8 protein-coding genes are annotated in these 12,587 nt (G+C 44.5%); 5 read left to right on the forward strand and 3 right to left on the reverse strand.

Going from position 1 to position 12,587, the window contains the following annotated elements; translation table 11 throughout:
• Nucleotides 1-105: 105 nt before the first annotated feature.
• The gene (locus OH461_RS11230) at nt 106-597 is read left to right on the forward strand and encodes a GNAT family N-acetyltransferase (protein ID WP_270020707.1); all 492 of its coding nucleotides are present in this window, start codon (nt 106-108) and stop codon (nt 595-597) included.
• Between the two features lie 31 nt (nt 598-628).
• Here the strand turns inward: OH461_RS11230 and OH461_RS11235 are convergent, their stop codons facing one another.
• A complete protein-coding gene (locus OH461_RS11235; RefSeq protein WP_270020708.1) occupies nt 629-904 on the reverse strand; it encodes a GNAT family N-acetyltransferase in 276 nt (91 codons plus the stop codon).
• Nucleotides 905-1,070: 166 nt separating this feature from the next.
• Here OH461_RS11235 and OH461_RS11240 point away from each other — a divergent pair, with 166 nt between their 5' ends.
• Nucleotides 1,071-1,802, forward strand: coding sequence for a flagellar brake protein (locus tag OH461_RS11240; RefSeq protein WP_270020709.1), 732 nt, complete (start codon nt 1,071-1,073; stop codon nt 1,800-1,802).
• A 125-nt stretch (nt 1,803-1,927) separates the two neighbouring features.
• Nucleotides 1,928-2,842, forward strand: a complete 915-nt coding sequence (locus tag OH461_RS11245) for a DUF368 domain-containing protein (protein WP_270020710.1) — start codon at nt 1,928-1,930, stop codon at nt 2,840-2,842.
• 59 nt (nt 2,843-2,901) lie between these two features.
• On the opposite strand, the gene OH461_RS11250 is transcribed toward OH461_RS11245, so the two are convergent.
• On the reverse strand, nt 2,902-3,561 hold the full coding sequence (locus OH461_RS11250) for a Bax inhibitor-1 family protein (protein ID WP_270020711.1): 660 nt from the start codon (nt 3,559-3,561) through the stop codon (nt 2,902-2,904).
• A 389-nt stretch (nt 3,562-3,950) separates the two neighbouring features.
• On the opposite strand from OH461_RS11250, the gene OH461_RS11255 reads away from it, so the two are divergent.
• Nucleotides 3,951-4,826 (forward strand): AEC family transporter, encoded by an 876-nt coding sequence (locus OH461_RS11255; RefSeq protein WP_270020712.1) that lies wholly within the window; start codon nt 3,951-3,953, stop codon nt 4,824-4,826.
• Here the strand turns inward: OH461_RS11255 and soxR are convergent.
• Nucleotides 4,815-5,267 carry a redox-sensitive transcriptional activator SoxR gene (gene soxR / locus OH461_RS11260; RefSeq protein ID WP_270020713.1) on the reverse strand — a complete coding sequence of 151 codons (453 nt, stop codon included), beginning with the start codon at nt 5,265-5,267 and terminating at the stop codon, nt 4,815-4,817. The genes OH461_RS11255 and soxR overlap by 12 nt on opposite strands.
• 427 nt (nt 5,268-5,694) lie before the next feature.
• On the opposite strand from soxR, the gene OH461_RS11265 reads away from it, so the two are divergent.
• The gene (locus tag OH461_RS11265) at nt 5,695-12,582 is read left to right on the forward strand and encodes an Ig-like domain-containing protein (RefSeq protein ID WP_270020714.1); all 6,888 of its coding nucleotides are present in this window, start codon (nt 5,695-5,697) and stop codon (nt 12,580-12,582) included.
• Nucleotides 12,583-12,587: the final 5 nt, after the last annotated feature.

The raw sequence follows: 12,587 nt of genomic DNA on the forward strand, positions 1-12,587 counted from the left end.
ATAACACAATTTTATTTACAATTTAGACATTACTTTAACTTTCATAGACTTATCCCTTATCTAAGGTTAATGTGTCTTGACGTTGTTTTTAAGAAGGGAAGCTATATGAACATTACCATACGCCGCACGTTACCTAGCGATGCCCAAGCCATCGCAGATATTTTCGCCCAGCCTAAAGCACACAGAGAAACATTACAGCTTCCCTACCCAACGGCAGCTACTTGGCAGAAGCGTTTAGAGAACATTCCCGAACATATCTATAGCTTTGTGGCTGAAGTCGATGGCAGGGTAGTCGGTAATTTGGGCTTTGAACACCTACAGCGCCCTAGGTTGTTACACTGTGGTCAATTTGGGCTCGCGGTACACGATGATTTTCACGGCCTTGGCATTGCGAGCCAATTAATTGAAGCAGTACTCGATTTAGCAGACAACTGGCTGCAGATAAAACGCATTCAGATTGAAGTGAATGTTGATAATCATCCCGCCATTGCGTGCTATAAAAAATATGGCTTTGAGATTGAAGGGGAAGCCAAACATTCAGTGTTTCGCGCAGGAGAGTACGTAAACACCTATTACATGGCTCGAATCAAATCATAAGCGGTAACGCGGCAACACGCCGCGTTATTAATTATGCTTTTAGATGCTGCCATTGCGGGTTACGCTCAAAATAAACCACGACAAAGCTGCATACCGGGTCTACTTTTTTACCCATTTTTTCGATTTCAGGCAGTACAGCTTCCATCATCACTTTACCGTATCCTTTCCCTTGAAGCCCTTCTGGTACTTTAGTTGAGGTGATAGCAAGTACTTCGCCACGAGGCTCAAACGTAACGATTGCATATTGTTCATCTTGCAAATGCACACGAAATTGGTGTCGCTCTGGTTCAAAAAACACACGATGCATAATATTGACTCCGAAAGTGTTACTCAGCTCATACTTCTAACATACATTGAGGTTTGAACTAATGCCAATCAATAAATAGAATCAAGCTAATTAACAATAGGCTGGCCTCAACCTCTGATTAAAGCCTATTACAACAATAATTTATATCTTGGCACACGGTGACTAAATGAATTCCCAATTAGGGGCGTCAACTGAAGCTGAAGCTCAACAAACGGAACAGCGAGCGACATCAACCATCAATAGCAATGATGCGTTAACGATGATTGATCATGGTAGCGAGCTAAATATTGAGATAGTCACCCCTGTCGGCACGACCTATCGCGGCAAAAGCTTATTTATTGGTACTCACTCTAATCGCATGATTTTGCTTGAGTTGCCTAAAGTGTCGGATGATCAATTAGAGTACTTTTTCCAAGAAGGCTTCTGGGCAACCATCCACGCCATCTCTCCACGTGGTGAAGGCGCTATTTTACAATACCGCAGCCAAATTCTTCATATTGTCAAAGCACCTGTCGCTATGATGCTGATGTCTATTCCGCAAACCATGCAGGTGACACCGCTCCGTAACGAACCCCGCTATGAAGTGGCGCTTGAAGCCAAGGCGCATACCATGAATCATCGTATTGATTGCGAAATTCGTGACCTTTCTAAGAGTGGCTGTATGTATATCACGCCAAGCTTATCTCGCCCGTTTAAGGTTGGCGAACTGATTGAATTGCACCTTATAACCAATAAAGAACACAAAAGCTTTGAGCCTCTCTTTGGCATTGTCTGCAACGCGCGACAATCGGGTCATAAGCGTCAATATGGGGTCAAGTTTGACCAACGCGGTAAAGCCAACGCAAAAGCCTTACTCGCCAATCTAAAATATGATGGAAGCCGACTCAGCCTACGTTAATTAAGCCAATTTATACTCTCTCATCGAGTCATCTTATTTATGGCTCACTTTTAAGCGGTTTTTTCATACTTTTTTGACATTAGAGTGAGTATACTCAGCCCATCTTTAACCATTAATCATATTGAATGAACTACTTAACCACTTTCTTCAAAGGCATCGCTATGGGCGCTGCTGACGTAGTACCGGGTGTATCTGGCGGTACTATTGCCTTCATTACTGGTATTTACGATACATTGCTTGAAAGCATCCGCCGCATTAACCCAAGTATCCTTGGCATCTGGAAGCGCGAAGGCTTTAAAGCGGCTTTTAACCATATTAACGGTTTGTTCCTGATGAGTTTGTTTGGTGGGGTGTTCATCAGTATCGCAACCCTTGCCAAACTGATTTCTTGGCTGTTAGTCACCCACCCGATTCCACTGTGGTCATTTTTCTTTGGCCTTATCCTTGTTTCCGTATTTCATATTTTAAAGCAAGTCGAAAAGCGTACCCTTGATCGCTTAGTGTTTCTTGTTTTGGGTGTCGCTTTTGCCTACTGCATTACCATCTTAAAACCTCTACAGATGGAACCAACCAGTATCAATGTGATGATCGCCGGTGCAATTGCGATTTGCGCCATGATCCTGCCGGGTATCTCAGGCAGCTTCATATTATTGCTCATCGGTATGTACGCACCGGTACTTGGCGCGGTTAAATCATTTGATGTGGGAATCATTGCGCTGTTTCTATCAGGGTGTGTAGTTGGCCTACTAAGCTTCTCACACGTTTTATCTTGGCTGCTAAAACGCTTTAGAGACGCAACTCTCGTCTTCCTAACGGGTTTGATGATAGGTACGTTACCAAAGATATGGCCATGGAAAGAGACCTTAACATGGCGAGTGAACTCTAAAGGTGAAGAAGTACCGCTGATTCAGCAAAACCTTTCTCCATTTGAGTTTGAAACCCTATTCAGCCAGCCTTCTCAGCTTGGCTTAGCCATACTAATGATGTTCGCTGCTATCGCGTTAGTGCTTGGTTTAGAGAAGTTTGCAGAAAAGAAATAGATTAATTAAAACAAAGGCCCGCGATTGCTGGCCTTTGTTCTATCTACATAGGACGACAGTTACTTACGCCCCAAAATACGTAGGATTCTTAAAAACAAGTTAATGATATCCATATAAAGCGCAGCTGCACTATCTACCGCATTATCTACTGTCCTAGGTATTTGATTCGCTCGTCCCCAGTCATAGCCAATATAACCACAGAAGATCACCGCAACAACCCAATCAATCCACGCCTGATGGATGCCAAATACAAATATCTGAACCAGCTCAATGACGATGACAATAAGGAGCGAGATAGTTAGAGCCCCCGAAATTCGAGCAAAGAAAGCAGGAAACAACGTACCTAAAATCATCATGATACCAGTGACTAAACCTGTCACTTTAATCGCCTCAACAACCAAAGCAGGATCATACTGAGCAACGACAATATTAATCACAAGGCCAAAAGGCAGTACCACTAAGTTGTACCCCAAGAAACTTATTAATGGGTTGGAAGAAGAGCTGAATAAGTAAACGCCAGCGAAACAACTAGCAAAATACCCAATAAAAAATACCCACGGGTTTATCGCCATAATAGATTCTACCGGAATAGTAGAAACCATCAGGTAGTTAACCCAAAAGCCCCAACACAAAACGGCTCCTATAATTAAGTTATACAGCCTAGAACTGATTTCGGGTTCACCAGTTTGGGTTCGTTCGAAAACATTCGACTCCATCATGATTTTCTTATCCTTATTACTACTCAATGATCTAATGGTCCATTACGCACCATGTGCACAAGCTATCATATATATCGAGATTTCATAAATCTTCTCTTGCAACTACCCAAGCCACTCTACTTTTGAGTCCAAATGTATATGACGCACTTCAACCCCTTCTAAAGCAGTATCTAGCGAACTAATTCGTACTCTTCTTACATCAGGAAAATCATTATGCGCGCTATACAAAGGGCTACCACAGCATCGACAAAAAGCTCTGACCTTCTAGCATTCAACTACCTCTCATCTCACTGAAAACCACCTTAACATTATGGTTAAAAGTCACCACGTGACTCTCTATTCCAAGCCTGATATTGTTCATTTATAAAACAATAATGGTCAACGATGGAATGTTTGAACAAATCATAGGGATACTTTTCCCCGTCTTCGCTTTAGTGATGGTTGGCTTTTCTGTAGGTCGCTGGCTTAAACCAGACTTCGCCCCAATCAATCGTATCAATATGGATGCCTTCACCCCCGCTTTGGTGTTTTCATCTTTAGTCGCAATGCCGCTCGATACAGAGCAAGTTCCCTTACTCAGTGCCGCCTTGATAGCCGTCTTAATTCCCGGGCTTGTCATGATACCTATCTGTTGGCTATTTAAGATCGATTACAAAACATGGGCACCGCCGCATATGTTTCGTAACAGTGGGAACCTCGCCATCCCATTATTTACCTACACCTTTGGCGAATCCGCCATTTCAGCCGCCGTGCTGCTATTTGTCGTTTCAGCATGTACTCACATCAGTCTCGGTTTGGCGGTATTAAGTAAAGGAAACCCTCTTAAACAAGTCATCAAAATGCCGGTATTTATTGCCGCAGCGAGTGCCCTTGCGCTCAATCTTGCAGATATTGTGGTTTGGAAACCGCTGTTTGACGCCACCACATTGCTTGGCCAAGCGGCAGTGCCCGTCATGTTGATATCGTTGGGCGCTCAGATGTGTAACATTCGCCTTAGTGGACTGTCTATCGGGCTGTTCTGCACCTTGCAGTCTCTTGTTACAGGGGGGATTGCGTTTGGGTTAATTTATTACTTCGTGCCACTGCCAAAGATGGAACTACAAATGATGGTGCTATTTAGTATGTTGCCACCCGCAGTGATGAACTATTTATTTGCCGAGCGCTTTAATATTGCACCGGCCCAAGTGGCGTCGATGGTGCTGTTTGGTAACTTTTTCAGCATCCTGACGCTGCCGATTTTGTTAATGTTTGCCCTATCCCTTTAATACCGTATCTTCAGGGTTAGTCAGTAAAGATTCCCCGCAGTGCTCCTCAGCTCTTTCATCTTGAGGGTTGCGTAGGTTACAGCTGTCTAAGGACAAGCAGCCACAGCCAATACAGCTGTCCAAGTCATTTTGCAGCGCCTTTAATTGCTGAATACGATGCTCCAAATCTTGCTTCCACTGAGTCGCCATAGATTCCCATTGGCTTTTGGTCGGTGCTTTATGTTTCGGTAAGCATTCAAACGCGCTGGCAATATCTTCCAGTGACATGCCCACTTGCTGTGCGGCTTTTATCACCGCGACCCTACGTATCACACTGCGATCATAACGACGTTGATTACCTTGATTGCGCCAGCTACTGATCAACCCTTTCTGCTCGTAAAAATGCAAAGCCGATACCTTAACACCCGCTCGCTCTGCTACCTGCCCTACTGACATTTCCATTGTTTTGCTCCACTTCCCATATACACGGTTTTCTTTTTTATCCCTGAATTATCTCAAGTCCGCTTGAAACTTTACAGTAGCACTTTTTAGTGAAGTTGGCCGTTACCAAGCTCATCTAAACTTCGCAGAGCACCCCAAAATATATCGCCATAAACTAGTCAATTAAGTGGTATAAACTTCTACTCCCCTCCCCAATAACCGCCTCACTAACACTGTGAAATTTCACACGTTTTCTACATTTATAAATGAAACTTATGAAAATATTTATATAAATTAGTTAATTAGATCGAAAACAATGCAAGAGTTACATCACTATTGGAAGCTGACACTCACATATTTCATCCTGTTTAGGTTCAATGCAATTGGTTGATTAGAATATCACCAGTAATTAGCCCTAAGGTTTATATACCTAAATCGCATAGAACGTATGACCAAGCTCAAAAACGCTGTAAACCAACTCACAATTATCGTAGTAGGTTTGCTCTCAATGAAGAGCAATATTGCTCAGGCAGAAACGACTGCTACTGCTCCTAGAGGCTATGTCGAAGGGAAAGGTGGCGAAATTTCTACGCTTGCGGAACTACGTTGGCTTAGCGAAACGCCTTCTGCTTGGGATGAGATTTGGGTACAAACACAGAACATCGATGCCTCTGAGACGAAAACTTGGAACAATAGCCAAGGCTTTAGACCTATTGGCGATCACAGTAGTGGTGATTTCACCGCTGAACTTTTTAAAGGCACCTACGACGGTTCAGGTTATACCATCAGTAACCTTTATATTTACTACCCCAAATACGATTATGTCGGCATGTTTGGCTTAATTAGCGGCAAAGGACATATCAAAAACTTGCATATAAAAGATGCCGATATCAGAGGAAATAATCACGTTGGCGGTATTGTCGGCTATAACGCGAACGGGAAAATCGACAATGTTAGTATTACAGGGAGCATAAAAGGTTATGACAACATAGGAGGGATTGCAGGGTCTATCAACTCCAAAGATGCCTATATCAATAGCTGTTACGCTGATGTAGAACTTTCTGGTAACAATGATATTGGCGGCGTTGTCGGTGAAACATTCGAATACAACACCATCTCCAACTGTTTTACCACGGGTGATTATACTTCCAAAAATTATGCTGGCGGGCTGATCGGAAATGCCAAAGGTTACATAACTAACAGTTTGACCACAGCAAGACTGCACACCTCAAAACCGACTGAAGGTATCTATGCTTATAAAAAAAGCAGCTCTACCGTTACCGTCACAGACAGCTTCTTCGATTGTGAAGTAGGCGGTAAGCAAGGCTCCAATGACGATTGCAACGATGCTGATCCAAGCTCTCATGGCTACTCCACAGCATTTTTACAAACTCCTACAAATTTCAGCACCTGGGACCAAGGCTCTGCTTGGCAAGCAGGCTTGTGGCGAGTGGAAGCAGGGCAATACCCCTATCTAGTACAAAGAAACATCCCCTTTTTCACTGAGCCTAGCGCTCCGTTACTACCTCAACAGGGTAAAGAAGATCAGGAATTTAGTTTACAAGTCTCCGCACTTCCTTACGGAAACAATCCCGTAAGTTATAAGTTGATTAAAGGACCTGAGTGGTTAACCATTGATACCGATGGTTTGATTTCCGGCACGCCGAGAAACGATCACACCGGAAAACAATATCAACTTATTGTTCAAGCCATCGAGGGTGAAGCCCAAAATCGCCTTCCCCCTATTCAAATCGACGTCATTGAAACCAATGATCAACCCTCAGCCTTAGCAGCTCACTATTCACTACTAAAAGGGACCGTAAAAAGTATCGATCTCAATCATTGGCTAGTCGATGAAGAAAACGGTCCATACAGCTTTACCCTAAAAACATCACTCGCTAATGGCAGTGTATCAGTAATGAGCAATGGCCTCGCGAATATAGCCTTGGATGCGAATTTTACCGGTAATGACTCTTTTACAATAAGCGTTGCTGATGGGCTGCACTCTATCGATCTGAATGTCGCATTAAGCATTGTATCAAGTGAACAAGTCGTTGATGGCTATTGGCATACCTATGAAGACAATGCCATTACAATGGATATGAGCCTACTTGCTGCCAGCAATAGTCCCGTATCGTTGTCGGTAGCCAATCAGCCAAACCATGGAACCCTTTCGAGCATTTCAGGCCAATCTATCACTTATACTCCCGAAGCCAATTTTCACGGGACCGACAGCTTTGACATGCTCGTTAATGGCACAGTTGCAAAGGTTAACCTGATTGTTCATTCAATTACCGATAGCCTCAATATCAAATCGTTTAGCGAATCAACTCTTGAAGATACTGCGATTAACATAGATTTATCTCAAGGGATCGATAACCCAGATAATGCCATTCTTACTTACACGGACGTCTATGCCGAACATGGGCAATTGATTCACCTATCAGGGTCACAATATAAATATACTCCAGCAGCAAACCATGACAGTATGGATACGATCTATTTCTCAGCATTTTCGCCACATCATTCCAAGGTATCCCACGTAATATCGGTATCCATTACTGCACAAAATGACCCACCAACAGTAAGTAATCACTATTACTCTACCTACCAAAAATTCTCCATTCGTCTAACCGATATCATCGATGATATCGATAGCAATTCGCTCACATTTCGGATTGAACAATACGCCAATAGCGGTACATCTAAACTCAATGGCAAAGATCTCTGGTACACGCCAGATTCAACCACGGGTGAAGATAGGGTTATTTTGTCAGTTGATGACGGGGAATTTCGTGAACAATTTACGATAAATATTCGCACAACGACATTCCCAGTCGAACCAAACTATGATGCTACCCACGGCACCATCAACACACTTGCAGAGCTAAGATGGCTTTCTTTGAACAAAAGTGTTTGGGATAAGCATTGGCAATTGGGCTCAGATATTGACGCAAGCGATACTCGATTGTGGCACCTGTCAAACCATGACGGTATAGAATCAACACCTAAAGTTGCGAAAGGCTTTAGCCAAATTGGCTATGGAAGCTCATCATTTAAAGGTATTTTTGATGGCCAAGGATTCACCATTTCCAACCTACATATTTATCGTATCTACGATAAAGGGGTTGGTATTTTTGGCAAGATGGATAAGGCGACCATCACTAACTTAAAACTGACGAATGCTCAAGTACATGGCCTAAATAATGTAGGAACAATCGTCGGTACTGCAACTAACTCTGAATTTAGTCAACTCGATCTTGAAGGTTATATCTATGGGACACAAAACGTAGGAGCGATTGTCGGTAGTGGCAAAGATGTAGTTCTAATTGACAATGGTATTCGCTACCGAGTTGAAGGATTAAACAATATCGGCGGTATGATAGGTGAGGCAGAAAACACTGTCGCATCCCAGAACAACGTACAATCTCAGATTACAGCAACCCGAAACACCGGCGGCTTACTCGGCCTCGCGAAGACCTCAACGGCTGAAAGGAACCAGCTTCAAGTTAATGTTAACTCTAAAAACCACGTTGGAGGCTTAATCGGTTATAGCAACTCATCAACGGCCAACATGAACTCCGTCGAAGCACAAATATCGGGTGAGTCCTATATTGGTGGCATTTCTGGTTATGGTACCAAGCAGATTATCAGCAACAGCGTATCTCACGGCAATATTTCAGGGCTAAGATTTATCGGTGGATTGACCGGATATCACGAAAGTGTTCACGCCGTTATATCCAACAGTTACACTACCGCGTCAATTAACGGCAGTAGTCATTTTGGCGGGATCTATGGTTCTGCAAAAGGCTCGGTAGTTGAAAGCTTTTTTGACTGTACAATTTCCGGTTTTGACTGTAACGAAACCCATGCAAAAACCAGCCAAGAGCTCAAAACGCCGACGACATTCATTGATGCTGGTTGGACATTTGCCGATGCATGGACACAAGGTATTTGGCAAATTTTACCTGAAGCCTACCCGAACCTTATCTTTAATTCAGTGCCGATTTTCACGCAACCTGCAGCACCTATTGGGCTCATTGAACTCAATGAAGGAACAAGCTTCAATCAAACTATCAGTGCAACGTCCACGGACACACAAACACCGATTCATTTTAAACTGTCCGCTAGTTCACCAAACTGGCTCACTATTAATAGTGACACCGGTATTATGTCAGGGACTCCGAAAGAGGCTGACGTAGGCACAACTCACAATATCAGCGTCATCATCAAGCAAGGTAAAGAGAGTAACGCTCTTCCTCCTTTTGATATCACCGTATATAACATAAACCATCCGCCATCAGCCGTTGATGGTCAAATGCAGCTCACCGAAGACGGTCAACAAACGTTAGATTTAAAAAATCTCGTTCAAGACAATGATAGCAGTGACACGCTAACTTTTAGCATTATCGAACAGCCCCAAAGCCGCAAAGCCACCGTATCGATTACTGACCAAGGCATCGCACTTTACCAAACCACAGATGCAGACTTTAGTGGCCCAGACCAGTTTAAATATTCTGTTAGTGACAGCGTGGCTGAACCAGTTATCGCGAATATTAATGTATCAGTTCAAAACGTAAATGACGCACCTATTGCCAGTAACGGACAGATAAAGCTAGATGAAGGCCAAAGCGGAACACTGGATTTAATCCGCTTATTTAGCGATGCCGACCCTAACGATAGCCACCACTATCAAGTCACCCAACCTGAGAGTGGCAACGCCATTGTCACCCTGCAAGGTAGTGTGGTGAGCTATATCCCTACGGATATCGAGTTCTCTGGCGACGATAGGTTTACCTTTACCGTCACTGACAACGACAACCTCAGCGATTCGGCCAGCATCCAGGTCAATGTCCATAACATCAATGATGCGCCTACCGCACGCAATGGCAGTATCAGTCTTGATGACACCACATCAGCCAGTATCGATTTAAGCAGCTTAGTCGATGACTTGGACCCAGATGACCATCATCAGTTCTCTGTTTCTACACCAAATAGCGGTCAAGCAAATGTCGTGGTAGTGGGCAGTGTGGCCACCTATACGGTCACCGATTCTGAGTTGCATGGTGAAGACAGCTTTATCTATACGGTCCGCGATGCGCTAGGTGAATCGGATTCCGCCATCATCAACGTCAGTATCAGTCAACATCAATTGAATGCTGTGGATGATACGCTCTCACTTATCGCTAACGAATCAGAAAGCTATCGCCTAACCGTGTTAACCAATGACTCACACTCAGCAGGAGCAAGCTTTAAGCTGCACTCCGTCACAAGTCAAGATGGTAAAGCGGTGATCTCCGGCCAAGAGATTGTCCTTACATTAACTGAACCATTACCTAGTGCCACCTTGGGTTACACCATTGAAGACGAATATGGCCAAACGGCACATGCCAAGGTCAATCTCACCATTCAGCGAGACGATGACGAATACGCACCTGATATTCAGCCGCAAGCGGATGTAAACGTTGAAGCGCGAGCACTGTTTACTCGAGTAAATCTCTCCCCTCCCACCAGCGAAAGCTACTACGGAGACCCTTTACCTGCGGAGCTCATTGACCCATTATCACCGTTACTGTCTGGCCGTCATACGATACGTTGGTTAGTCGAAGACCATCACGGTCACCGCTCAGTCAGTGAACAGATTGTTGATGTCTATCCGATGGTTTCAATGGGACAAGATGCCGTTGTGAGTAACGACATTGGCAATTATACCGTGCCATTCGTACTCAGTGGCGACGCACCAAGCTACCCAGTAACAATCCCTTATCTAGTCGAAACTCATGACCATTGGGGCAGTTATACCTCTAACAGTGGCGTGATAACGATAGAACACGGTCATATAGGCTACCTTGAGCTAGCCGTGCCTAATACCGGTGATATCGCCTTAACCCAACGATTCACCGTCACGATTGATAGTAGCCAAACAGGGCAAGGCCATTTGCTCAATCTCGGCGCGAAAACTCATCTAAACATCTCGACTCAGGGCGAGGCGATTGCGCCGCAAGTCAGCTCTAGTGTGTATCAACAAAATGAACAGCGCCATTGGATAGACAATCAACACCAAGTCACGATAAACGCGCGAGTCGAGCAGCCTGCTGAGCATGCAAGTTACCAATATCAATGGCACTATGGCCATGACGTTCAGATATTGAATGAACAAGATGGTCAACTCATCATTGACCCAAGCGCCATGGCCGAAGGTATTCATCGCCTGACCGTAGAGGTCTCTCGCAGTGATACGCCAAGCACTAGCACCGAGCACGAAGTGTATCTCGAAGTCACAACGCTTCCTCAGTTATCCCAGTTAATGGACAGTGACGGTGATTTGATAGTCGATAGCCAAGAAGGCTTAAATGATGGCGACCGAGATGGCCTGCCTGACTATCTGGATGACAACACCACCTGTCAAACCATGCCCGCCTATGCCAATCAACCTCAACGTTTTTTAGCAGAAGTCGAGCCTGGCTTATGCTTAATGAAAGGCACGACTACGGCCAATGCTATGACCAGTGGCCTGTTGGTGGATTTAGACAATCAAGGTATCGCGCCTGACAACAATAACAGCTACATCGGCGGCGTGTACGACTTTGCCATTACGGGGCTAACCGCACCGGGGCAAATCACCAATATTGTGCTGCCACAGAAACTGCCTATCCCTGCGAATGCCATCTACCGTAAGCATGCCAACCACAGTTGGAAAGACTTTGTTGATGACATGAACGGCGTGATGCCAGACTTATCGCTACCTAATGGTATGGTCGCCTCCGCCCCCGGAGAAGCCGGATATTGTCCTCCGCCACAATCACCACATGAAGTGGGCTCACCATGGCTAACGGGGTTAATCGAAGGGTATTGGTGTGTGCAGCTGTCCATTCGAGATGGAGGCGCAAATGATGCGGATGGTTTAGTGAATGGTATCATTTACGACCCGAGCGGTTCGGCGGTAGCCAATAGTGCCAATCGAGCGCCTACCGCCATCAATGATTTTTACACCATGCAGCAAGACGAGTGGCATCAAATCATTGAGGTTATCGACAATGACAACGACCCGGATGGTGACCCATTGACCTTAATCAGTGCATCTATCAGCTCAGGATTAGGTTATGTCAGTGTGGAAAACAACGCTATCCGATTTGATAGTGCGGTCAATGTGGTTGGTCAGGTAGAGATCCTCTATACCATCACTGATGGCCAAATGCCTGCCACTGGCACGCTGACTATCGATGTAGTCAGAACCCCAATTAGGCGAAGTGGTGCTCTTTATTGGATAACAGGCCTTTTGCTTATTTCTATCGCACTCTTACGCCAGCGACAAAGTTTTCGCCAACAAAAATAAAGCCA

Source organism: Vibrio sp. LaRot3 (genome assembly GCF_027587025.1).
GTDB lineage: Bacteria > Pseudomonadota > Gammaproteobacteria > Enterobacterales > Vibrionaceae > Vibrio.